The sequence below is a fragment of the Trichococcus patagoniensis genome (assembly GCF_003051085.1).
Lineage (GTDB): Bacteria > Bacillota > Bacilli > Lactobacillales > Aerococcaceae > Trichococcus > Trichococcus patagoniensis.
Window position 1 is genome coordinate 1 of sequence record NZ_QAOM01000013.1, and the last position, 24,638, is coordinate 24,638.

23 protein-coding genes and 1 other annotated feature are annotated in these 24,638 nt (G+C 48.5%); of the genes, 6 read left to right on the forward strand and 17 right to left on the reverse strand.

Annotated features, from left to right (window positions below):
* Positions 1-475 precede the first annotated feature (475 nt).
* The 12 genes from msrA to rsmG all read right to left on the reverse strand — a co-directional run bounded on the left by msrA (position 476) and on the right by rsmG (position 13,045).
* On the reverse strand, positions 476-1,009 hold the full coding sequence (gene msrA, locus C8U37_RS09740; protein WP_108033054.1) for a peptide-methionine (S)-S-oxide reductase MsrA: 534 nt from the start codon (positions 1,007-1,009) through the stop codon (positions 476-478).
* 83 nt (positions 1,010-1,092) lie between these two features.
* Entirely contained in the window at positions 1,093-2,394 is a 1,302-nt protein-coding gene (serS, locus tag C8U37_RS09745) for a serine--tRNA ligase (protein ID WP_108033055.1), read from the reverse strand.
* 52 nt (positions 2,395-2,446) lie between these two features.
* Positions 2,447-2,679 (reverse strand) — a binding site (T-box leader).
* A 98-nt stretch (positions 2,680-2,777) separates the two neighbouring features.
* Positions 2,778-4,097, reverse strand: coding sequence for a serine hydrolase (locus C8U37_RS09750; RefSeq protein ID WP_170100252.1), 1,320 nt, complete (start codon positions 4,095-4,097; stop codon positions 2,778-2,780).
* Positions 4,098-4,237: 140 nt separating this feature from the next.
* Entirely contained in the window at positions 4,238-5,377 is a 1,140-nt protein-coding gene (locus tag C8U37_RS09755; protein WP_245879814.1) for a sensor histidine kinase, read from the reverse strand.
* A 56-nt stretch (positions 5,378-5,433) separates the two neighbouring features.
* Entirely contained in the window at positions 5,434-6,126 is a 693-nt protein-coding gene (locus C8U37_RS09760) for a response regulator transcription factor (RefSeq protein ID WP_108033057.1), read from the reverse strand.
* A 177-nt stretch (positions 6,127-6,303) separates the two neighbouring features.
* Positions 6,304-7,788: an IMP dehydrogenase gene (guaB, locus tag C8U37_RS09765; protein ID WP_086986303.1), complete on the reverse strand. Its 1,485-nt coding sequence runs from the start codon at positions 7,786-7,788 to the stop codon at positions 6,304-6,306.
* Positions 7,789-8,060: 272 nt separating this feature from the next.
* Positions 8,061-8,747, reverse strand: coding sequence for a DUF1129 domain-containing protein (locus tag C8U37_RS09770; RefSeq protein ID WP_108033058.1), 687 nt, complete (start codon positions 8,745-8,747; stop codon positions 8,061-8,063).
* Between the two features lie 222 nt (positions 8,748-8,969).
* Complete coding sequence (ychF, locus tag C8U37_RS09775; RefSeq protein ID WP_108033059.1) at positions 8,970-10,070, reverse strand: redox-regulated ATPase YchF; 1,101 nt, start codon at positions 10,068-10,070, stop codon at positions 8,970-8,972.
* A gap of 50 nt (positions 10,071-10,120) precedes the next feature.
* Positions 10,121-10,327 (reverse strand): DUF951 domain-containing protein, encoded by a 207-nt coding sequence (locus C8U37_RS09780; protein WP_086628836.1) that lies wholly within the window; start codon positions 10,325-10,327, stop codon positions 10,121-10,123.
* A 37-nt stretch (positions 10,328-10,364) separates the two neighbouring features.
* Entirely contained in the window at positions 10,365-11,258 is an 894-nt protein-coding gene (locus C8U37_RS09785; RefSeq protein WP_108033060.1) for a ParB/RepB/Spo0J family partition protein, read from the reverse strand.
* Entirely contained in the window at positions 11,248-12,012 is a 765-nt protein-coding gene (locus C8U37_RS09790; protein ID WP_086628685.1) for a ParA family protein, read from the reverse strand. Before C8U37_RS09790 ends, C8U37_RS09785 begins: the two co-directional genes overlap by 11 nt.
* A 316-nt stretch (positions 12,013-12,328) precedes the next feature.
* Positions 12,329-13,045: a 16S rRNA (guanine(527)-N(7))-methyltransferase RsmG gene (rsmG, locus tag C8U37_RS09795; protein ID WP_108033115.1), complete on the reverse strand. Its 717-nt coding sequence runs from the start codon at positions 13,043-13,045 to the stop codon at positions 12,329-12,331.
* 454 nt (positions 13,046-13,499) lie between these two features.
* Between rsmG and C8U37_RS09800 the strand changes: the two genes are divergently transcribed.
* The 6 genes from C8U37_RS09800 (at position 13,500) to C8U37_RS09825 (ending at position 20,408) form a co-directional block, all read left to right on the forward strand.
* Positions 13,500-14,339 (forward strand): ABC transporter permease, encoded by an 840-nt coding sequence (locus C8U37_RS09800; RefSeq protein ID WP_108033061.1) that lies wholly within the window; start codon positions 13,500-13,502, stop codon positions 14,337-14,339.
* Positions 14,332-15,111: an ABC transporter permease gene (locus C8U37_RS09805; RefSeq protein ID WP_108033062.1), complete on the forward strand. Its 780-nt coding sequence runs from the start codon at positions 14,332-14,334 to the stop codon at positions 15,109-15,111. The genes C8U37_RS09800 and C8U37_RS09805 overlap by 8 nt, the downstream gene beginning before the upstream one ends.
* 33 nt (positions 15,112-15,144) lie before the next feature.
* A complete protein-coding gene (locus C8U37_RS09810; RefSeq protein ID WP_108033063.1) occupies positions 15,145-16,182 on the forward strand; it encodes an ABC transporter ATP-binding protein in 1,038 nt (345 codons plus the stop codon).
* Positions 16,183-16,211: 29 nt separating this feature from the next.
* Complete coding sequence (locus tag C8U37_RS09815) at positions 16,212-17,285, forward strand: ABC transporter substrate-binding protein (protein ID WP_108033064.1); 1,074 nt, start codon at positions 16,212-16,214, stop codon at positions 17,283-17,285.
* Positions 17,286-17,370: 85 nt separating this feature from the next.
* Entirely contained in the window at positions 17,371-19,083 is a 1,713-nt protein-coding gene (locus C8U37_RS09820) for an adenine deaminase C-terminal domain-containing protein (protein ID WP_108033065.1), read from the forward strand.
* Positions 19,080-20,408 (forward strand): amidohydrolase, encoded by a 1,329-nt coding sequence (locus C8U37_RS09825; RefSeq protein ID WP_108033066.1) that lies wholly within the window; start codon positions 19,080-19,082, stop codon positions 20,406-20,408. Before C8U37_RS09820 ends, C8U37_RS09825 begins: the two co-directional genes overlap by 4 nt.
* A 53-nt stretch (positions 20,409-20,461) precedes the next feature.
* Here the strand turns inward: C8U37_RS09825 and C8U37_RS09830 are convergent, their stop codons facing one another.
* The 5 genes from C8U37_RS09830 to thiM form a co-directional block, all read right to left on the reverse strand.
* Positions 20,462-21,124, reverse strand: a complete 663-nt coding sequence (locus C8U37_RS09830; protein WP_108033067.1) for an HAD family hydrolase — start codon at positions 21,122-21,124, stop codon at positions 20,462-20,464.
* Positions 21,125-21,679: 555 nt separating this feature from the next.
* Complete coding sequence (gene thiD / locus C8U37_RS09835) at positions 21,680-22,462, reverse strand: bifunctional hydroxymethylpyrimidine kinase/phosphomethylpyrimidine kinase (RefSeq protein ID WP_108033068.1); 783 nt, start codon at positions 22,460-22,462, stop codon at positions 21,680-21,682.
* Positions 22,463-22,470: 8 nt separating this feature from the next.
* Positions 22,471-23,115, reverse strand: coding sequence for an HAD family hydrolase (locus C8U37_RS09840; protein WP_108033069.1), 645 nt, complete (start codon positions 23,113-23,115; stop codon positions 22,471-22,473).
* Positions 23,112-23,750 (reverse strand): thiamine phosphate synthase, encoded by a 639-nt coding sequence (gene thiE / locus C8U37_RS09845; RefSeq protein ID WP_108033070.1) that lies wholly within the window; start codon positions 23,748-23,750, stop codon positions 23,112-23,114. The genes C8U37_RS09840 and thiE overlap by 4 nt, the downstream gene beginning before the upstream one ends.
* Positions 23,737-24,561 carry a hydroxyethylthiazole kinase gene (gene thiM, locus C8U37_RS09850; RefSeq protein ID WP_108033071.1) on the reverse strand — a complete coding sequence of 275 codons (825 nt, stop codon included), beginning with the start codon at positions 24,559-24,561 and terminating at the stop codon, positions 23,737-23,739. Before thiM ends, thiE begins: the two co-directional genes overlap by 14 nt.
* Positions 24,562-24,638: the final 77 nt, after the last annotated feature.

Consider the following 24,638-nt stretch of genomic DNA (forward strand, 5'->3'; position numbering starts at 1 on the left):
ATTTCTTGCTGACTTGATGTTTGCGATACAAAGTATCGTCTTCGTTTGCTTCGACCGAAGTCTAAGCTCCTTGCACATTTGGTTCGTTCATTCTTCATTCAGTTTTCAAAGGTCTAATGTGTCGCACGTTCTCACGTGACAACTTCTATATAATACCACTTGCGGAACCAATTTGTCAACAACTTTTTCAAAAAATGTTATTTTTATGAATTGGCCTGAAAGTTCATACGGGCGTCAACAGCCATGGATACTTTTTATGGGTGTCCTTCGGTTCAGTCAACGAAAACTAATCTTACCTGTTGTACAGCTTTTTGGCAAGTCTTTTTTGATTATTTATATTTTTTGTTGCATGCTGAAAATAAAAGGTCGCGGGAATAAGCCCATCCTGCCATTTGCAGCAAAAAAAGAAGAGCCCTTCCAAGGAAATTTCTTCGGAAGGACTCTTCTTTACTATTTTGTTGTCTCGGAAAGCTGTCTACTTTTTCCAATGTGATTCGATATACGAATCTCTGCCTGAATGGGAACGATACCCATGATAATGCGCACTGCTTTTTTTGTAGAAATCCTGATGATATTCTTCCGCAGCATAAAACGGTTGTTCCGGTTCAATGGAGGTCACGATTGGTTTAGTGAATTTCCCGCTGTCCTGCAGTGCTTGTTTGGAAGTTTCTGCTATCTCTTTTTGTTCCGGTGAATGATAAAAAATAACCGGCCGATAAGAAGCACCGCGATCTACGAACTGACCCATGGCATCAGTAGGATCTGTCTGCTGCCAGTATACCTCCACTAAATCTTTGTACGGAAACAAAGCTGGATCAAATGTGATTTGGACAGCTTCCGTATGCCCGGTTGTTCCGGCGCAAACTTCTTCATAGGTCGGATTCTCTTTATGTCCGCCGGTATAACCCGAAACAACTGATTCGATGCCCGGAAGGCTATCGAACGGCTTGACCATACACCAAAAACATCCTCCGGCAAAAGTAGCTTTTTCCAATCTTGGTTCTGTCACTTTTATCATTCCTTTCGTACGCATTTTCGTCTGAAATGATTGTATCACATGATCAAAAGCTTACTTGCATATCTTGCTTGCGATCAGCGTTTGTTGCTTGCGTTTTCTTTGGTTATTTTCGTGATGCCGCCCATGTATGGCACAAGTGCCTCAGGGATCGTAACGGAACCGTCTTCGTTTTGGTAATTCTCAAGTATCGCAGTCACAGTGCGGCCGACAGCCAACCCTGAGCCATTTAACGTGTGAACAAATTCCAATTTCCCTGTTTCTTCGTTGCGGTAACGGATTTTCGCGCGGCGGGCTTGGAATGCCTCCGTATTTGAACAAGAACTGATTTCCCGATAGGTATCTTGAGCTGGGATCCAGACTTCTATGTCATAAGTTTTGGCTGCGGAGAAGCCCATGTCACCCGTACATAACGTGATGGTGCGGTGCGGCAGGTTCAAACCTCTCAGTACAGATTCAGCATCGTCCGTCATTTTTTCCAATTCTTCATAGGAAGTTTCCGGTTTGCTGAATTTCACCATCTCCACTTTATGGAACTGGTGCATCCTGATCAAGCCTCTTGTGTCGCGTCCTGCGCTTCCGGCTTCAGAACGGAAAGACGGACTCATCGCCGTGAAATAGACAGGCAGCTCCGCTTCATTCATGATTTCATCGCGGTAATAGTTCGTCAAAGGAACTTCTGCTGTAGGGATCAGCGTGAAATTGCGCTCATCCGTCAACTGGAAGACGTCCTCTTTGAATTTAGGGAATTGTCCGGTACCGAACATGGAAGCTTCATTCACCATGTATGGAGGAATCATTTCCGTGTAGCCATGTTCTTCGGTATGCAAGTCCAGCATATAGTTGTAGCAAGCGCGTTCCAGGCGTGCTCCCAAGCCTTTGTAGAAGACAAAACGGCTTCCGGTCACTTTAGCGCCACGTTCAAAATCCAGGATATCCAATGACTCGGCGATATCATAGTGGGCTTTCGGTTCGAAATCGAACACGCGTGGTGTACCCCATCTTCTTACTTCCACGTTATCCTCTTCGTCCGCACCGACTGGAACGGAGGCATGCGGCAAGTTAGGCAATCTTGTGGCGATGAAAGTCGTCTTTTCTTCGATTTCATTCAGTTCTTCATCCAATGCTTTGATTTTGTCGCCGACTTCTTTCATTTCGGCAATCTTATCATCGGCATTCTCTTTGTTCCGTTTCAATTGCGCAATTTCCTGGGAAACGCCATTGCGGTATTGCTTCAGATTCTCCGTCTCAACGAGTTTCTCGCGGCGTTGCACATCCAATTCCTTGAACGTCACCAACTCCTCTGTTTTAACGCCCCGTGCAGCCAACTTCTCTGCAGTGGCTTCAAATCCATCCCTCAAAAATTTTACATCCAACATATTGTTTCCTCCTCATTATGTGTACAAAAATAGCCACTCCATCCCTAGAACAATCTGGGACGAAATGGCTTTAACGTTCGCGGTACCACCCAACTTCAGCCAATCCCAAATAGGTCTGGCTGCGCTTCATTGCGTTAACGGACGGATCCGGAACAATTTAGTCAATTTCTTGTTTTCATTGTTCGCTTCATGTGGGGATTCAACAGGTGAAGGGTCAGTTCTCACCGAACCACTGACTCTCTGGGGCGCTTCACATCATCTACTGGTCACATGCATGGCTTTCTCTATTCAATTAGGCTAAGATTCGATACCCTCATTTTACTGAACAAACCCTATGCTGTCAACAAAGCGGCTGGTCCAAATTAACCTGCAACTATTCCGGATCAGTCAAAAAATCCTCCGACAAAATCGGATACTGTTTGCCAAGCATTTCCGAACAGGTCTGCGACAACGCGGCCGCCGCGCACAAAGATATTGGCTTTCTCAACGCTGCTTGCCACCGCGACTTTGACATCCTCGGAAGTCGTTCCGTCCAGATAGCCTAACTCGTCGCCTTCAACCGTCACAGCGACGGATCCGACTTCTGTGCCTTTTTCGATAGGCGCTTCAATCTCGCCGTCTTCATTCAGGCTCTCTTCAGCTGGTGTGAAGACGGTTGTGAGCGCGAGCTCTTCTGCGCCTTTTTCGGTAACAGTCACAAGCTCTTCGTTGTAGACTAGCCCGACTTCAGTTTGCTTCCCTTTGGCTACGGTAATCGGCTCTTGCGTGGAAACGGCATCGCCTTTCGCCGCTACCGTCGTCTTCTCGAAGGTCGAGAAGGCATAGTCCATCAAACGATCGGTTTCCGTGAAACGTTTGGTGCTCTCATCAGCACCGATGACCACAGTGATGATCCGCATTTCATCTTGCATTGCGGTACCAGTAAAGGATGCACCGGATTCCAGTGTTGTTCCGGTCTTCAAGCCGTCAACGCCTTCACGGTAATAAAACATACCAGGCAACATCACGTTATAACTGTGCATCATGATTTCATCGGAGGTTCCCGCTTGGAAAGCCAACTCCGGAATGGCAGTCGTTTCCAAAACTTCAGGATAATCATCGATCAGATGATCCGCGACCATCGCTACGCCACGTGCTGTCATTTTGTTGTATCCGTCGGCCGAAGCGCCTGGATAAAGATGTTCTTCCGGCATATCGCTGTTCGACAAGCCGGTGGCATTGTAGAGCTCATAGTTTTCCACGCCCCACTCATCCAACTGAGCCTTCATCAGATCGACGAATTTTGCTTCGGAACCAGCCAATGCTTCCGCCAAAGCGATTGTTGAGCCGTTTGCGGAATAGATCAATGCAGATTGGTACAGTTCTTCCACAGAATACGTGATGTCCTGGCGCAAAGGCACATTCGAAAAATTGTAGTTCTGGCTGACTTCATAGACGTAATCACTGACGGTGATTTGCTTTTCCCAAGTCAATTTGCCTTCTTCGATGGCTTCCAGTATCAAGTAGATGCTCAGCATCTTTGTCATTGAGGCTATGCCCAGCGCTTCTTCCCCGTTTTGATTGACAAGCACTTTGTCGGTCTCGTCTTCTATCACGAAAGCGGCTTTCGCATCGACAGAAGGTTGTTCAGCAGCCAAAGCAACCGGTGCAGCAAACAAGCTGTTCGCCAATACAGAAGCAGCCGATAGTGTTCCTATAATCATTTTTCGGTTTTTTATAGTTATCATTGTTTGTAGTTATCTCCAATCAGTCATTTCGTTCGGTTCATATACCCTTCTATGTTAGCGGAAATGCTGTAAAAAGACAACCAAAAAAAGGAACGTACACAGAAAGCGTACGTTCCTTATTCATTGACGGGCGGAGTCTGTCTCAAAGGGAGATGCAGCACGAATTTGGTTTCCGTCTCATCCGATTCCGCATAGATATACCCGCCGTGCAGCGTGACGATGCTTTGGGCGATCGCCAGTCCCAACCCGGTCCCGCCCGTCTCTTTCGAACGGGAATTTTCCACCCGATAAAAGCGCCCGAACAATTCCTGCAGCGATTCTTCAGGGATGCGCTCCCCGTTGTTTTTCACGGCAACGATCACCTCAGAGCCGATCTTTTCCGCTTCGATGTGTACCCAAGTGCCGCCATGCGCATACTTCAGGGCATTGGAAATCAGATTGTTGAAGACCCGGGCCATTTTATCGACATCCATTTCGATCATCAACGGACTCGTCTTCATGATTACCTCGGTCTCCATATGGCGTTTGCGCGACTCCAATTCATAATCCGCGACGATCTGCTCCAAAAAATTGCCGATGTTGATCGTCTTCAAAAGGAGCGGGGTCGTCGGTTGACGCACTTTGGTGTATTCGAAAAGATCATCGACAAGCACCTTCATCTGCAGCGCCTTTGTGTAAGCGATATGGATGTAACGCAAAGCATCCTCTTCACTCGTAAATTGCTTGTCCTCTATCAATCCCAGGTAGCCGATGATGGAAGTCAAAGGGGTGCGGATATCATGACTGACGTTCGTGATCAATTCATCCTTCGATTGTTCAATTTTCCGTTCCTCTGCCATCGCTTGGACCGTACTTTCCACCAGCGTATTGATGCTATCCACAACATCAACGTAGCTGCCGGCATTGTTCGCGTCGATCCGATGATCGAAGTGCCCCGCTGCGATATAATGCAACTCGTCCAGGATATGCGTCAACTGCATCTGTTTGTATCTCCTGGCCAAACGCCAACCGGTGAAGATGGCCGCAAAAATCGCCGCTATCCATTGGAAAACATCATCGTAGATGGTCAGAAACGCGTCAACTACCATCACGAATCGCCTTAAGGAGGGGATTTCCCTCAAAATCGAGGGAGGGGTCGCGACCAGTCGGTTGAACATCAGCTCCATCCCGATATAGAGCAGATAGACGATGCCCAGCGTCAAGGCCCCTTCAAAAACGAGTTCACTCAGTTCTTTTTTCTTCAACTTGTTAAACAAAGCTGCACCCTCCCGACTCAGCTGATTTTTTCAGGCCAGCCCTTATGCAGGCATGCCTACTCCCCAATCTTATAGCCTACACCCCATACTGTCTGGATGACTTTCTCGCCGCCTGTCGCCTCTTCAATTTTATCGCGAAGATGGCTCACATGCACCATGACAGTTTTGGCGGATACGATGCTTTCCTGTTGCCAAACGCGTTCAAAAATCTCATCGGCGCTGAAGACGCGATTCGGATGGCTCGCCAATAAATGCAAGATGCCGAATTCCAACGCGGTCAATTGAATGCTCTTTCCGTTCAATGTCTTGACTTCATGCGAATCCTTCTTGATGATCAGCGGACCGATTTCAATCGCGTCCACCTCTGAAGCATCTGCCTGCATATTGGTCCGGCGCAATAGCGATTTGATGCGGGCCATTACTTCCAGTGGGTTGAATGGCTTGGAAACATAGTCGTCCGCACCTGTTGTCAAGCCTTGGATCTTATCCATGTCCGTGGATTTTGCGCTCAACATCAGAATCGGGATCGGATTATTCTGTTCCCGCAGCTCCTTCACTACCGATATGCCATCCTTCTTCGGCATCATCACATCCAAAATGATCAGTTGGATGTCCGCATTTTCCTCAAGCTTACGGAAAGCATCTACGCCGTCATAAGCCTTAATCGGATCGTAGCCTTCATTTTTGCAATAGATGCTCAATAAATCCACGATTTCCCTGTCGTCATCGACAATCAACACTTTATTCATATAGGACAACCCTTTCCCCAAAATATATATTTTCTCTCATCGTACCAAATTGTTCTAAATTTTTGCTTAAGGAAGCATAAAGAAATTCCGTTTTAATTATATCAGAAAGCTCCTGCAAACCGCGAACATAAAAAAAACGTCCAGGAACAGTGTCCCGGACATTTTGATTTCATGCGCTTATCTTTGGATGGAGTAGTTTGGTGCTTCTTTTGTGATTTGGATGTCATGCGGATGGGATTCGATCAATCCGGCACCGGACATCTTGATGAATTGCGCATTATCACGAAGCTCTTGCAAATTAGCTGCACCGACATAGCCCATACCGGAACGGACACCGCCGAGCAGTTGGAAGATGATATCACTGGCTGCACCTTTATAGGCTACACGACCTTCGATACCTTCCGGAACCATTTTCTTCGCTTCATTCACGCCGCCTTGGAAGTAACGGTCGCTTGAGCCTTTTTCCATTGCTGCCAGACTGCCCATACCACGGTAAGTCTTGAAACGACGGCCCTGGAAGATTTCGAATTCGCCCGGAGACTCATCCGTACCAGCCAACATGCTGCCCAGCATGACTGCGTGTCCACCGGCAGCCATCGCTTTGACGATGTCTCCCGAATACTTGATCCCTCCGTCAGCAATGATTGCTCTGCCGTATTCTCTCGCTACGCTTGCGGCATCATAGATGGCTGTTATCTGAGGAACACCGACACCGGCTACGACACGAGTTGTACAGATGGAGCCCGGTCCGATTCCGACTTTGACTACGTCGACCCCGACGTCAAAAAGTGCGCGGGTTCCTTCTGCAGTCGCTACGTTTCCGGCAATCAGGGTCGCTTCAGGGAACTGTTCGCGGATTTCTTTAATTTTGCGGATAACGCCGGCGCTGTGGCCATGCGCTGTATCGATGACAATTGCATCTGCACCTGCGTCCAATAACGCTTGGGCGCGTTCGAATGTGTCACTTGTCACACCTACTGCAGCCGCAACAATCAAACGGCCGTGTGCATCTTTTGCGGAGTTGGGAAACTCGATTACTTTTTCGATATCCTTGATCGTGATCAGGCCAGCCAAACGGCCGGTTTCATCGACTAGAGGTAGTTTTTCGATTTTGTATTTTTGCAGGATTGATTCAGCATCCTTCAAAGAAGTCCCTACAGGAGCGGTAACCAAATGTTCTTTGGTCATGACATCGCCGATTGGAACTTGATAATCTGCAATGAAGCGCAGATCGCGGTTCGTCAAAATCCCTACCAACTTGCGCTCGCCCATATCGTTAACGATAGGCACGCCGCTGATGCGGTATTTGCTCATCAGATTCTCTGCTTCAGCAACCAAGTGATCAGGAGTCAGGAAGAATGGGTCGATGATAACGCCACTTTCGGAACGTTTTACTTTGTGCACTTCTTCAGCCTGCGCTTCGATGGTCATGTTCTTGTGGATGACGCCCAATCCGCCTTGACGAGCCATTGCGATTGCCATTGCTGCATCGGTAACAGTATCCATACTTGCGCTCATTATAGGAATATTCAAGTGTAAATTTTTAGCTAAATCAATCGATAAATCCACATCGTTAGGTAATACATGGCTTTCAGCCGGGACTAATAATACATCATCAAAAGTAAAACCTTCTTTAGCGAATTTTGTTTCCCAATTTGACATTTTCGATGAACACTCCTTTTTATTTATGCTGATTTTTTATCATCTAAAATACCACCACCAACAACCTACGTCAAGCGCAAAGCTCCCTTTATCATACAATTCTCATATAGAAGCGTTTTTATCGAATGCTGTTGATTTGCAACTGCCTTAATGTTCGGAATTGGCACTTACATTTGCATTCAAGGATTCATATACAGTTTTTTTCTGTCAATATACGAAAATAGCCGAGATACAAGTTTTTCTTTGCATCTCGGCCTCCACCATTTGACAGCCTACAAAATGCCGCCCACGATATGATATTTTTTCTTCAGATAAACTTTCGCAGCAAAACCTATAGCCGCAATCGCGATATACACCCATGCAGACAATGCGACATTCACGCTGGCGGGAATAAGCATCATCGACGCTGTCATGATGAGCATCCACAGCAGCATAGCGGCCGTCGTCGCAAAGATGTATTTTCCGAAGCCTTTTTCACCTTTTGGCGCATCCGGATTCGGTGTGTACTTGGAGATGATGAGCATAGCGATGCCGCCTACGATAAAGTTCATCATCAAAGTGATCAGACCCATTCCAATGACGCCTTCCCCGCTGTTCGTCAGCAAAGAGATGCCTGAAATCATCGCGAAAAGAGATCCCAGCAACAAACCGCCGTCCACGGCGATCAGCCAATCAGCGGAACGTGTTTTCACTTCCGCATCTGCCGGGTTGACCAGGATGTTCGCTGCGCATTCCGAGACTGTGCCGTATAATTGGCGAGCGGTTTTACCGGTTTTTTGGGCATCTACCAACTCTTTCATCATCTTATTGTAGATTTCTTCTCTGCGCTCCTCTTCCAGGTTTGCAGCTCTCAAGGTTCTGTCTAGGCCCAGCATGTATTGTTCATTTCTTTTTGTCAAAGTATGCCATAATGCTTGGTTTTCGACCTTCGTTTGTTTGATGTTATTCGTTTCTTCCAATGGTAGATCCTCCCCTGATTACATGCGGTATCCTTATCCTTGTCAAACGTGTTCTGAATCCTAGACTTCTCCGCCTAACGGTGTTCAGGATTCATCACACTCTCTTAGTTGAACTCTGAAATGCAGGGGATTCCGCCTAAGCTGATATTACGTCACGGTCAAAGAGCGACCGTTCTCGTAATATCCTCTTAGTGCTCATCCCCTCCCGCATTTCATCGTATCCTATACATTAAAGCGGAATTCCATTACGTCGCCGTCTTGGACTACGTAGTCTTTTCCTTCAAGTCTTACTCTTCCTGCTTCTTTGGCTGCTTGCATGCTGCCGTAAGACAATAGGTCATTGTAGGAAACTGTTTCGGCACGGATGAAGCCGCGTTCGAAGTCGGAATGGATGATGCCGGCTGTCTGTGGTGCTTTCATCCCTAATCTGAATGTCCAGGCACGGACTTCTTTTTCGCCTGCTGTGAAGTAAGTTCCCAGCCCAAGCAGCGTGTAAGCTTTTTGGATCAGTTGATCAAGCCCGGATTGTTCGATGCCCAACTCCGACAGGAATTCAGCTTTTTCTTCATCATCCAATTCGGCCACTTCTTCTTCGATACGGGCACAGACGGTAACAACTTCTGCGCCTTCTGTCGCTGCAAAATCACGGACAATTTTCACCATTTCATTGTCTCCGCCGGCTATTACGTCCTCTTCGGAGATGTTTGCGACATAAAGAACAGGTTTTGTCGTCAATAGGAACAGGTTTTTCACGTACACTTCTTCTTCAGGTGTGAATTCGATTGTGCGCGCGGATTTACCAGCTTCCAGCGTTTCTTTGATTTTATCCAATATCGCTAATTCGTAAACAGCATCCTTATCTTTCGTGCGGGCAATTTTGCTGATGCGTGTATAGCGTTTCTCGATGGATTCCAAATCCGCGAAAATCAGTTCCAAGTTGATGGTTTCGACATCATCTAATGGATCCACTTTACCGCTGACGTGTGTGATGTTATCATCTTCGAAACAACGCACAACATGACAGATGGCATCCACTTGGCGGATGTTGGCCAAGAATTTGTTTCCGAGACCTTCCCCTTTGCTGGCGCCTTTTACGATTCCCGCGATATCCGTGAATTCAAAAGTTGTCGGGACGGTTTTTTTGGGTTTCACCAATTCTGTTAATTTATTCAAACGTTCATCGGGAACTTCGACTACTCCGACATTTGGGTCGATCGTCGCGAATGGGTAGTTTGCCGCTTCCACTCCCGCTTTGGTGATGGCGTTGAACAAAGTGGATTTACCGACGTTCGGTAATCCTACGATTCCTGCTGTTAATGACATTTCTTCACACTCTTTCCACTTATATTGCTAATATTTATTACTTCAAAGACCTATTCGACAGTTTCTTCTGCCTTAGTCAGTACTTTTTTCATTTTCTTCTCGAATTCACGGCGCGGCATCATGACCATTTGCCCGCATTTCAGGCATTTGATCCGGATGTCCATACCCATTCGGATGATTTCCCATGAGTTGTTTTTGCAGGGATGCGGTTTTTTCATTTCGACCACATCATGCAATCCATAATCTTGTTGTACCAAGGCTACATGCACCTCTTTCTGATGTCTTCGTCTCTGCTTAATCGTCCAGGGAAATCTGCAGGATATCCAAAATCCGGGTCAGGTCGGCTGGAGAAAGGTATTCGATCTCGATCTTGCCTTTTTCGCCTTTGCTGGATATTTGTACGGATGTCCCGAATTTATCCATCAAGCGCTCTTCGCTCTCTTTGATGTATACCGGTTTCGTTTCTTTTTTCTTCTTGGTTGTCTTTTTGGCGACATCTCCAGGATTGTTCAGTTGTTGGACCAGCAATTCCAGATGGCGCACAGTGATGCCTTCTTCGGCAGCACGTTTCGCCAATTCGCTGATCAACGATTCATCGTTCAAACCCAAAAGCGTACGGGCTTGCCCCATGGAGACCAAGCCTTCCTGCAGCATCCGTTTGACGTCCTGCGGCAGATTCAGCAGACGCAGGTGGTTGGCAATGTACGGACGGCTTTTGCCCAATCGTTTGGCCACATCGGCTTGAGTCAGATTCAGCTTGTTCATCAAGGTTTGGTAGCCTTCCGCCTCTTCCAGCGGAGTCAGATCTTCCCGCTGCAGATTTTCCAGAATGGCGACTTCGATCATGGCTGTTTCATCAAATTCGCGGACGATTGCCGGGATCGTGGTTTTGCCGGCCAAGCGGGACGCGCGGACGCGGCGTTCGCCTGCAATGATTTCATAGCCTTTCACGCTGGATTGGCGCAGGATGACCGGTTGGATGACGCCGTTCAGCATGATTGAATCAGCCAATTCCCGCAAAGTCGAGTCATCGAAGGTTTTTCGTGGCTGATAAGGATTGGGACGTATTTCGTCTAAAGGGATCTCCTGTACCTTCTCTGTCTTTTCATCGATCTTCTCGATATCTTCAAAGTTGCTGAAGAGCGCGTCGATGCCGCGTCCTAGCCCTTTGCTGTTTTTATTCGCCATCTGCTAACACTTCCTTTGCCAACTCAAGATAAACTTCCGCTCCTTTTGAACGGATATCATAGTCAACGATCGATTGTCCATAGCTTGGCGCTTCCGATAAGCGGACATTTCGTGGAATGATGGTCTTGTATACTTTTTCTTTGAAATATTTTTTGACCTCATCAACGACCTCGAAGCCGAGGTTCGTCCGGGCATCCAGCATCGTCAATAAGACCCCTTCCAATTTCAGGTCTTTATTGAAATGCTTCTGAACTAGGCGGAAGGTGTTCAACAGTTGGCTCAGCCCTTCCAAGGCGTAGTACTCACACTGGACCGGAATCAATACCGAATCGCTGGCGGTGAAAGCATTGATCGTCAAATGCCCCAGAGATGGTGGGCAATCGATGAAAATGAAGTCATATTCGTCACGCAATGACTGCACTGCATCATAAAGGCGCGCTTCACGATGCGGCTGATTCGTCAATTCGATTTCGGCTCCTGCCAATTGGATGGTTGCCGGCACGACCCATAAATTTTCCCGTGAGGATTCTCTGATGACATTCTCGATGGGCTCTTGGTTCACTAATACATCATATATATCTTTTTCAACATCTGCTTTTGAAATGCCGAGTCCGCTGGTGGCGTTCCCCTGGGCATCACTATCTATCAATAACACTTTTTTGCCTAAGTAGGCCAAAGAAGCTGCTAAATTGACGGTGGTCGTCGTTTTTCCGACGCCGCCTTTCTGATTTGCGACTGCAATAATCCGTGCCATCTGTTCTCCTCCACTTTCTTTCGTTCATTTGAAGCTGCTCTGACGCCGTTCCACTTTTTTGCCTAAAAAAAGAGAAAAAACGATACCTGCGCCTTTTCTCCTACGCATTTCTTCAAAATGAATCATCATTTATCGCTCAGTATGTCTATTTATATAAAAGGCTATAACTTTACCAGACTATTGTAACAAAAAAGTTCAGAAAAATATAGGATAGATAAAGCCTCTCCGGGAAAATCAATTCAAGATCATACTTCCAACTCAAAACGACCCGGCCACCCTGCAGATCAGCAGGGGGCCAGGCCGTTCCTTTTCCGGTTTACAACGGATTCTTATTCGGTGTCCCCGCTTTTCTCGGGTAGGTCTTCGGTGTTTCTTTTGTTTTCTTGATTTTTACGATATGACGCTCGCCCGCACCGTTCGGCAGCTCAAAAAAGATATCCTCTTCGAGTTTGCCGCCCAGGGTTGCGATGGCGCGCTCTGCATCGCGGAGCTCTTCTTCCGTGCTTGCTGCTTTCATCGCGACAAAAGTACCGCCTTTTTTGGCCAAAGGCAGACACAGTTCGCTCAGGACGCTCAGTCTTGCGACTGCACGCGCCGTCACCACATCGAATTGGGCACGGAATTTCTTGTTCTGTCCAAAGGTTTCCGCACGATCATGGAAACAGGAGACACCCGTCAAACCTAATTCGGCAACCAAAGTCTCCAGGAAGGTGATCCGTTTGTTCAATGAGTCCACGATCGTCACCTGCAATTTAGGGAAGGCGATCTTGAGGGGGATGCTCGGGAAACCGGCACCCGCACCGACGTCGCAAAGCGTGACTTCCTCTTGGGCGAAATCCATGTGGAAGCCCAGCGAAATGGAGTCATAGAAATGCTTCAGATAGACTTCATCCGGCTCGGTGATGGCCGTCAGGTTGATTTTTTCGTTCCATTCGCGCAACAGGCGCAAATAGGTCGCGTATTGTTCGAGCTGCGTTTCATTCAAAAGGATCCCTTTTTCGGCAAGGGCCTGGGTAAATTGTTCTGGATTCATAATGTTTCCTTTCATCGTTGGCTTCGTCTGTTTTTCTACCTCTCTACTTTATCCTGAAAGAGCGGTCTGTACAAGGGATTCTTATAGTTTCTCTTACTGAGCAATCTTTTGATTGAAACGGAAACTCTCGTCCAACTCTCTCAGTGCGTCAGCCTGATTGTGGCAAACACGAACATTTATCAGAAATCGCTGTGCTGATGGTTAGGATTAAATCGAACATTGTCAAAAAAGCTGGAAAATTTATAACTGACTAGGCAAAATGAACAAAACACGAACTTTCAATATTAGTTTTTTCTAATTTGTTCGCTTTATCCTTGAAATAAGCCGAACGATTCTATATAATCGGCACTATATTATTTTTTGTTAGTGGTTGGATATTTCCAAACATCCTTTCTATGTCCTCCAAACCCGGATAATATAAATAGGTTGTTCACTAAAAAGGAGGAATTACTGCATGTCGTCAAAATCGATCCCGTACATGCTTATCGCACCGGGATTCATCCTGCTGATCGTCTTTCTCGTGTTGCCGTTGGTCTCCATTATTTGGCCAACTTTTTTTGATGGCAGTCTGACTTTCGCATCTTACATCGCTTTTTTTCAGGACTCATATAATGTGAGCATCTTCATGCGCACGTTAAGGATTTCGTTGGTCGTCACCTTCTTTTGCGCTCTGTTAGGTGTTCCGACTGCCTATTTCATCGCCAGAGCCGACAAAAAATTCCGCAGCCTGATGATGGCGTTGGTACTGTTTCCGCTTCTGACCAATTCAGTTGTCCGCAGCTTCGCCTGGATCAATATTTTAGGCCAAAAAGGGGTAATCAATAACCTTTTGATGAACACGGGCATCATCGACACCCCGATCCCTTTGCTTTACAGCGAGTTCGCGATTACGATCGGCTCGATCTACCTGTTCTTACCGCTGATGGTAATCACATTGGTTGGGATCATCGAAAATATCGACACTGAAATCATGGAGGCCGCAGAAACTCTGGGTGCCAATCGCTTGACTGCCTTCCTGAAGGTGATCTTGCCGCTGAGTGTACCGGGCATCATCGTTGGCAGCATCCTAGTATTCACAGGAACCTTGACCGCCTATACAACACCGCAATTATTGGGCGGAAACAAAAATATGATGCTGTCAACATTCCTTTACCAAAACGCCATGACGTTGGGCAACTGGACAAATGCCAGCGTCATCGCACTGATCATGATTGTGACTACTCTGATAGTCATGAAGATCTTCAATTTGATCGCATCCGTCCTCGATAAGCGAGGTGAAGAACAACATGCGTAAAGAAAAAGGTCTTACATTCTTTGTTTTGCTGGTCTATGCATTCCTGTTCATCCCTTTGTTCGTCATCGTGGTCACTTCTTTCGGCAAGAACCCGACCATCCAATTCCCGATCGAAGGTTTTTCTTTCAAATGGTACGCAAATGTCTTCGAAAACGCCGCTTTTGTGGACAGCTTCCTGCTGAGTCTAAAGATTTCATTCTCTGCGACCATCCTGGCACTCCTAGTTGGAGTTCCCGCATCCTATGCTTTATCCCGCAACAATTTCATGGGACGCGAGTGGTTAAAAAACTTTTTCCTTTCGCCGACCATCATACCCGGCGTCGTTGTCGGCTACTCGTTGTTCCAGTTCATTGTCATCACCCTGCAGTTGCCTGTTTTCCAAGGACTGTTGTTGGGACATTTTCTGGTCAGCTTGCCTTATATCATTCGCGTCGTAGGTGGCAGCTTGGAACAGTTGGATTTCTCCATTGAAGAAGCAGCTTGGACATTAGGCAGCACGAAAGCGGGCGCCTTTTTCAAAGTAATTCTGCCGAACATCACATCAGGCATATTCGCTTCATTCATGTTGGCATTCATCAATTCCTTCAACAATATTCCTGTTTCTCAGTTTTTATCAGGTCCTGGGATTTCGACATTACCGACTGCTTTGATGAGTTACGTTGAATACAACTATGATCCGACCGTCTCGGCGCTCTCCGTATTGCTGATGCTGGCGACCATCGTATTGATGTACCTGATCGAAAAGACGCTCGGATTGTCATCGATTACCTGATTTTTTTTAACTACGAAGGAGGAACATGCATAAATGGCTTTTGTTGATTTAAATGATATCCGCGTCAGTTATGACGGGAAAAACGATATTTTAAAAGATTTGAACCTCGCGATGGAAAAAGGCGAATTGGTTTCCTTATTGGGGCCATCCGGTTGCGGAAAAACGACTACCCTGCGCGTCATTGCAGGGTTGATTGAACCTAACGACGGCACCTTTGCAGTCGATGGGACCGATTTGACGAAAGTTCCTGTGCACAAACGGAATTTCGGAATGGTGTTCCAATCCTATGCGCTTTTCCCCCATTTGACCATCAGGGAAAACGTAGGATTTGGTTTGAAGCTGCGGAAAGAGAAAAAAGAACAGCTTGATCAAAAAGTTACGGCAATGCTGGCAGTCACGGGCCTGAATGAGTTTGCCGAACGCTATCCAAAACAATTATCCGGAGGACAGCGCCAACGTGTCGCCTTAGCGCGTGCCTTGGTAATCGAACCTAAGTTGCTGTTGCTGGACGAACCGTTGAGCAACCTTGATGCAAAACTGCGCATATCCATGCGTATCGAAATCAAGAGGATCCAACGTCAACTAGGGATAACGACAGTATTCGTTACACACGACCAAGAGGAGTGCTTCTCCATATCTGACAAGGTAGCTGTAATGAATAAGGGCGTTATCGAACAATTTGCTTCGCCGGAAGAAATATACAGCAACCCGAGCACTGAGTTTGTCGCACGTTTCATCGGATTCGAAAACTTTATCGCGCTTACCGCCAGAGGGACGCACACGTTCACGGCAACGGATGGCTCCCCTTTCAGCACAACGCGTTCGACGGATCGCCAAGAAATCACCGGGACTATCCGTCCGGACGACATTATCCTTACGACCATTGCGGAAGAAGCCGCTAATACAATAGAGGGAACCGTACTGGTCCGCACTTTCCTGGGCAAGAGTTACCAGTACGAAGTGGAGACGCCGCTGGGAAAACTCCTCGTGAACGGCACCAATGAAGCAGCTCACCAAGCCGGCGACAAGGTTCAATTGTACTTGCCGCCTTCAAAAATTGTTTTAGTGTAAAAAAAATAAATAAAAAGGGGTTTTATCAGATGAAAAATTGGAAATGGATCAGCTTATCTTTAGCAAGTACAGCACTTTTGGCAGCATGCGGAAATGGCGGTAGCACAACGGAAAGCTCGGCTGAAGCCGGATCGGAAACGAGCAGCGAATTAACTGTTTCGACCTTCGCAATCGGGGAAGATGTCATCCGCTCGGACGTTTTTGCACCATTTGAAGAAGAAAATGGCATCACCATCGTTGCCGAAGTCGGGAACAGCAGCGAGCGCTTCACGAAATTCCAAAATAACCCGAACAACACGATTGATGTGATCGAATTGTCCCAAGCCAATGCGGCATCCGGCGTATCCGAAGAACTTTTCGAGCCATTGGATGCAACAAAAGTGCCTAATATGGCGAACCTGATCGACAGCGCCAAAGAATTATCCGAAGATGGATCCGGTCCTGCTTACACCATCAACAGCATCGGCATCATCTACGATGAGGCAGCCGCTGGTATGACGATTGACGAATGGTCCGACCTTTGGGATCCAGCTTTGGCAGGAAAAATCTCCATTCCGGACATCACCACGACTTTCGGTCCAGCGATGATCTACGTCGCAAGCGACTTCAAAGAAACGGATATCACAACCGACGACGGAACAGCCGCATTCGAAGCATTGACGGAACTTAAACCGAATATCGTCAAAACCTATACAAAATCTTCAGACTTGGCCAACATGTTCCAATCAGGTGAAATTGTTGCCGCAGTCGTTGGTGACTTCGCTTATCCCATCATTTCAGGCTCAAATCCGGATGTCCAGTACGTTGTTCCGGAATCAGGCACGTATGCTAACTTCAACACATTGAACGTCAACAAAAACTCTGAAAACAAAGAGTTGGCCTATGCTTACATCAACTGGAAATTGAGCAAGGAATTGCAGGAAGTGACTGCCATCTCGTTGAACGAAGCACCTACGAACAAAGAGGTTGTTTTGGATGAAGCAACAGCAGCGAACAAAACCTACGGCGCTGTTGCCGAACGCGCTAAAGCAATCGACTTCGCATTCGTCAACGAAAACTACGAAGCTTGGATCGCAGAATGGAATAAAACACTGAACCAATAAGCAAAGCCAAAAGCCACGGCGCAGCCGTGGCTTTTCCTGTATCCCTTATTCTATAATAGTGAAAAGAACAATTTAGGAGGCTCTTATGCAAATCGACCTAATCATCGAAAATGCGTCCGTCTTCAACAGTTTCCTGAAGACTTTCGAACGGAAAAATATCGCGATCGCGGGTGGAAAATTCTACTATATCAGCGCTGAAGACCTTCAGCCACTGCAACCAAAAGAAACGGTGGACGCGTCCGGTCAATATGTGATTCCCGGATTGATCGACATCCATATGCACATCGAAAGTTCCATGATCCCCCCTTCCCTTTTCTCGGGGGCAGCTCTGTCTTATGGCGTCACTACCGTTGTTGCCGATGCTCATGAGATAACCAACGTTTTTGGATTGGAAGGCATGGAGGCTTTTCTGGAGGAAGACACCGCCCTTGATATCTACTATGCGATTCCGTCATCTGTCCCGTCCACCACGCCCGAACTTGAGACAACAGGCGGATTCATTGGGGTGGCTGAAGTGCTCAACCTATTGAATAATCCGCGTGTCATCGCCCTTGGGGAAGCTATGAATTTCAAAGGCATCACCAGTGAGCCCGACTCTTTGATCCGTCAGATCCTCCGGGAAACGCAGATAAAGAAACCATTTCTTCCGTTGGAAGGGCACGTGCCGCGTGTTTCTGGCGTTGATTTGGCGAAGTTCATGTATGCTGGCATCACAGCGGATCACACCCACCAAAGCCCTGAATCGATTTATGAAAAAATCAGCAACGGGATGTTCCTGGAGTTCCAGAAGAAATCCATCCTCCCAGAAAACATGGCTGTCATAGAGAAACATAATTTCTATGAATATGTAGCGATCATCACCGATGATATCATGGCGGATGACCTGCTGGATGGCCATCTTGATGCCAATGTCCGTGCTGCCATCGCAGCCGGCATGCCGATTGAACAGGCCATTTACTGCACGACTTATACACCAGCAAGACGGATGGGATTCCAGGACCGAGGTGCTATCGTTGCCGGCTTCAAAGCAGATTTCATATTGTTGGATGATCTGGCGACTCTTGAAATAAATGCGGTCTACAAGAACGGAAAATTGGTGCACACGAAAGGGGCGGCCATCGCTTATCCGAATGAGAAACCTGCATACCCGGAACATTTCTATGACTCCATCCACTGTCGAGCATTGACTCCCGGTGATTTGCGTATCCCTGTCACAACCACTGATGCTACAGTCTGCTGCAATGTTATCCAAATCCAACAAGTGGGTACCTTCACCGAACCGGTCCAGCGTGAAGTAACGGTGAAAGACGGCTATCTGGACTGGGAAAACAGCGGACTGGCGCTTATCGTTGTAATGGAGCGCTACGGAAAAAACGGAAATATCGGCTTCGGCTTGGTCGAAAATGCGCTGACGGAAAAAGGCGCAGTCGCAACGACTTGGGCGCATGATCACCACAATCTGATGGTGATGGGGACCGATGCAGAGGATATGCTTGCTGCCCAACATGAACTTCTTTCCCTGCATGGCGGCTATATCGTCGTTCAGGACGGAAATATCCTCGGATCCTGTCCGCTACCGATCGGCGGCATATTGAGTGATGTTCCGGTTCAGACATTGGGTCGCCAACTTCATGCTGTCCGTTCCGCGATGGTTGCTTTGGGATACCGGAACAGCAACGAAATAATGAGTTTCTCGACTTTATCATTGCCGGTGTCGCCGGCCATCAAAATAACTGACTACGGCATGATGGATGTGCATACCCATGCCACCATTCCGTTGATTGCGAGGGAAAAATGAAAACACTGATAACAAACGTCACTGTACTGACCATGAACGCGGATTATGATGTCTTCGAAAAGGGCTTTATCCTTTTCGAAGACGACCAGATTCTTGCTGTGGGTCCGGCTGAACAGCAGCCGAATGCTGGCTATGATCGGATGGTCGACGGAAGGAATGCCATCGCCATGCCCGGGATGGTGAACACCCACACCCATATCGGCATGATTCCCTTCCGCTCACTCGGCGATGATACGCCGGATCGGCTGCGCCGTTTTCTCTTCCCGCTGGAAAAAGCCTGCATGACCAAACAACTGGCCTACCACAGCGGTAAATATGCCATCGCTGAAATGCAGTTGGCAGGCGTAACCACGTTCATGGATATGTATTATTTCGAAGATGAGCTGGCAAGAGCCGCCGATGAAATGAAAGTGCGAGCCATCCTGGGGGAAACCATCATCGACTTCGCCACTTGCGACACGACTGAACCGCATGGCGGACTGGCTTATGCGGAAACTTTCATCCCGAAATGGCTAGACCACGAGTTGATCACGCCTGCCATCGCGCCGCATGCCCCCAACACGAACAGCCCGCAAGCTTTGCAGCAGGCAGCTGCCATCGCTGAAAAATACGGTGTTCCGATCACTTTGCACCTGAGTGAAATGGACTATGAAATCCGCTACTTCCAGGAAAAATACGGAAAAACGCCGGTAGCCTTCCTGAATGACCTGGGTGTCTTGAGCGACCGGCTTATAGCTGCACATTGCATTCTGGTCACAGCTGAAGATATCGCACTCTTGAAGCGAAATGACGTGGCCGTTGCTCACTGTATCGGGGCAAATACGAAATCTGCCAAAGGCGTCGCACCTGTAAATGCCATGTTGGAGGCAGGTGTCCGGGTCGGGCTCGGCACAGATGGGCCAAGCAGCGGAAATACATTGGATCTGTTCACCCAAATGCGCATGTTCGCCAATTTCCATAAAACCCATCTGCAGGACCGTGCAGCTTTCCCAGCCCGTGATATAGTCCGCCTAGCCACGCTCGGAGGCGCCGAAGTATTGGGATTGGCCGATAAGATCGGCTCGCTGGAACCAGGCAAAAAGGCCGATCTTGTCCTCGTCGAAACAGACTCCGCAAATATGTTTCCAATATTCGATCCATATGCTGTACTGGTTTATTCCGCAAATGCAGGAAACGTATCGGAAGTCTTCATCAACGGGGTTCCAATCGTTTCCTGCAAACAATTGCTCACCCAGGATTTGAGTGCTTTAAAGACTGCATTGGCATCCGAAATGCACGACTTCATCAAACAAGCAAAATTAAACGAGAGTAAAGAAATCCTCTGACTACATAAAAAGCCGCCGTCCCGAATAAAGGACAGCGGCTTTTTTCAATCTATTTACGCATCCAGCAGGTTTGCAAGAATGATTTCCAGTTCGACGAAAGAGTGCGCGATGCTGTCGGGCTGTTCCGCCAGCATAATTTGGGCGGAGCTTCCGCCCCAAGTGATGCCGACAGTCTTTGTGCCCGCCATTTTGCCCATCTGCATATCATAGATGGTGTCACCGATCATGACCGTGTCATCCTTCGCCATGGGGATCTGCTCCCAGGCGGTGAAGATGGCTTCCGGGTTCGGTTTGTGCTGGTTCATGTTATCCAATCCGATGATCACTTCCATCAGGTCCACCAGGTCCAATGCAGCCAGACTGCGCAACAAAGCCTTGGTTGCTTTGTTGGAAATCACACCCAGATGATGGCCGTTCCCTTTCAGTTCCATCAGGGACTCCCGCGCTAAATCATACGATTCCAACAGCATATTTTCATATTTCTCGTATTTGTCCCAAAAGACTTCCATCAGCTTATCCATCTCGACCGGGGAGAGTGCATACTGCTTCAGATAGCCGGTGAACTTCACGACATGCGGTTTTCCTCTGTCCGCTCGAAGTTGTTCAGTGGTTGGAGCGGGATAGCCGAATTGTTCAAACGTATCCATTGTAGCCATTTCGCTTATTTTGCATGTTTCCGCCAAGGTACCATCAAAATCGAATAATAATAATCCCATCTTCCATCTTCCCTTCGATCGCAACTATGAACTGGATGCGGACAATAGAGGTGCACTCTACTTTTAACGCAGGAGCTCAAAAATTCCGAATGTTCACTATAATCAAAATTATAGCAAACAAAAACGACAGAATAATGAGGGTTTATTTAGAATTTGGAAAGAATTCACTCGTTTTCATCATCATATAACCGTTATTTCCGAACGTTAAGGTATAACAGATTTCTTAATGTACTGATTTAACTCTTCCAGCCCTTTGGCATTGCGATGCGGGTAGTTGGATAGGGGCAATTGACGGAATATCAAAATTTGCGTAAGATTCTGTGGTTGAAATGTTACTCCGGCGAACGGAGGCCTCGCCGGAGTTCGGCCTGCATTTTTTCATGCGTTCTCCGATGAGCACGGCTTCATCGGAGTTGGGCCCGAAAGTTACCGGTGTTCTCCGGTGGACGGATTCTTCACCGGAGCTGAGCCCACATTCCGGCGCGTTCCTCCGGCTAGCGGGCACACAATAAGAAGAAGGGAGGCCTCATTTATCTCGGGGCCTCCCTTCTCTTTTCAGTTGATGCGGTAAGCGTGATTGAGAGGGCCGCTGCCCTTGCCCAGATCCAGTCCGTCGCGGAGCGCGCCGGTGATGTAGGCTTTGGCTTGGCGGATGCTCGCTTCCATTCCGTGGCCTAAAGCCAGATTCGCGGCGATGGCTGAGGAAAGCGTGCAGCCGGTGCCGTGCGTATTCGGGTTTTCGATCCGTTCCGACTCGAACCAGCTGGCTTTCCCGTCCGAAAAGAGCAGATCGTCGGCGCTGTCCTTCAGATGGCCGCCCTTCAGGAGTACGCTAGTGCCTGCTGCTGAAGCGATGCGGGCCGCGGCAGCCAACATATCCGCCTTCGTCTCGATCTTGACACCGCTCAGTGCTTCTCCTTCCGGCACATTGGGGGTGATCACATCAGCCAACGGCAACAACAGCGTCCGCAAAGCCTGGCTGGCATCATCCTGCATCAGGCTGCTGCCGCTTGTGGCCACCATGACCGGATCTACGACGATATTCTCCGCTTTGTATTCAATCAGCTTCTCGGCGATGACCTTGATGATCGCGGCATTCGACACCATACCGATTTTCACCGCATCCGGCCGGATATCCTTAAAGACGCAATCCAATTGCTGCGCCACAAATTCAGGCATCACTTCCATGATTCCGGCCACGCCTGTCGTGTTCTGTGCCGTCAGCGCCGTGATCACGCTCATCCCATAAACTTTATGCGCCATCATCGTCTTGAGGTCCGCTTGAATCCCAGCTCCGCCGCTGCTGTCCGAACCGGCGATCGTCAATACTGTTTTCATGTTTTTGCTCATCCTTTCCAATCCGAAAATGAATAGATATACTGCTCCGTCAACGCTTCGATACGCTCCCTATCTTGTGCGGCACTCTCATCATAGACGCCGACTACACGGAACCCAGCTGATGTTGCCGTTTCGATGGCGTGCAGGGCATCCTCAAAGATGATGGTTTTCGTGAGGGGAGCCCCGAGATGTTCGACAGCCCTATGGTAAATGAGCGGATTGTCTTTGCCTGCCTTTACTTCACTGCTGGTCAGGATGGTGCTGAAGTATTCCCGGATGCCCAAACGCTCCAAGGCACTCTCGGCCAATTTCCTTTCGGTCGCGGTGGCGATGCACATTTTCACATTCTGCTCCTGCAATGTCTGCAGATATTCCGCTGCTCCGGCTTTAAGCGGGACTTCATAACGGTAAAGATCCGCAATCAGCGTTTGGATTTCCCAAATGATTGTCTCTTCATCTTCGCGCAATCCGTAAGCTTCACGAAAATGTTGGGCAGCTTGCTGCAGGCTCATTGTATTCAAGGTATCCTGCAGACCGGGAGCCGGCTGCACCTTTTTCTGAAGCAAGTAATTCTGTCCCAACCCTTCCCAGATCGGCATGGAATCCAGTAGCGTCCCGTCCAGGTCAAAGATGGCCGCTTCCAGTTTCATCATTTCACCATCTCTTCCGCTAACGGGCGCAACCTCTTCACTGCTGCCGTGATGTCCTTCTGCGCGAAGATGGCGGATACAACGGCAACTCCGTCGACGCCGCTGCCCTTCAGGTTGAGGATATTCCCTTCAGCGATGCCTCCGATCCCCACAACGGGTATGCTCACCGCCTGGCAGATCTGCTGCAGCGTTTCGATCGACAGCGTGTTGACATCCAGCTTCGTCGCTGTGCCGTAGATGGCACCGACACCCAGATAATCGGCACCGTTCCGTTCCGCCGTCAACGCTTCTTCGACGGAATGGGCAGAAACGCCAAGGATTTTTCCCTCTCCGATCCGGCTGCGGACGTCGCCCGCCTGCATATCGCTCTGCCCCACATGAACGCCATCCGCATCCAGAGCCAAGGCCACATCGACGGCATCATTGATGATGAATGGGACGCGGTGGCGTTTGGCCACGGCCTGCAGTTCCTTGCCCAGGGAGACAAAGGCGTCGAAATCCAATTCCTTCTCCCGCAATTGCACGACGGTAACGCCCGCCTGGATGGCTTCTTCAAGTTGTTCCGCCAAGGACGCGTTCCCCAGCCATTGGCGATCGGTCACCGCGTAAAGCAACAAATCATTCTTATCTACTCTCAATTTTAGCGCCTCCTTCCAGTATTTCGGCCGACATGTTGCTGATTGCATCGATGATGTAGCTGCGGTAGGATGATGTGCCTGCCGTATTGCGCAGCATCCTTTCGTAAGCCAGCTCGCCGCTGACGCCCATCAGGCATACCGCTGCTGCGGTGGCTTCCAATAATTGCTCCGGGTTGGCTCCGCAATAGGCCGCGATCAGTCCGGAAAGCATGCAGCCGGTTCCGGACACCTTCGCCATCTGCGGGTGTCCGTTGCGGATGATGTAGGCTTTGTCCCGATCCGCGACGATGTCGATGGCGCCGGTGATTGCGATGACCGCATCATGCCGGTCGGCCAATCGTTTGGCGAAAGCGACCGTTGCCTCGAGCGTCTCCTCGGTCACGGCATCGCTGATGTCGGCATCGACGCCTTTCGTCGTGCCGCTGCCGGAATCGATTGTCTTCATTTCCGAAATGTTGCCTTTGATCACGGTGAAGGCAATGTCCTCCAGCAACCTGAATGTCGCTTCGGTCCTGAAAGGGGAGGCCCCCGCACCGACCGGATCCAAAACGACAGGATGGGAGAGCGCATTGGCTTGGCGACCTGCCAGCAGCATGGACTCCACGGCTCGGCTGTTCAGTGTGCCGATGTTCAGGTTCAGAGCGGTGCAGATGGTAGTGATATCCGCGACTTCTTCGGGGGCATCGGCCATGATCGGTGATCCTCCCGCAGCCAAAAGGACATTGGCGACATCATTCACGGTGACATAATTGGTGATGCAGTGGACCAGCGGCGCCTGTTGCTGGACGTTTTCGAATAGCGTTTTGAACATGGGGTACCTCCAAATAGTTTGTTTGATGCGACAAAAAAAGCGGGAAATGTCCGAATAGGCATTTCCCGCTGAATAGA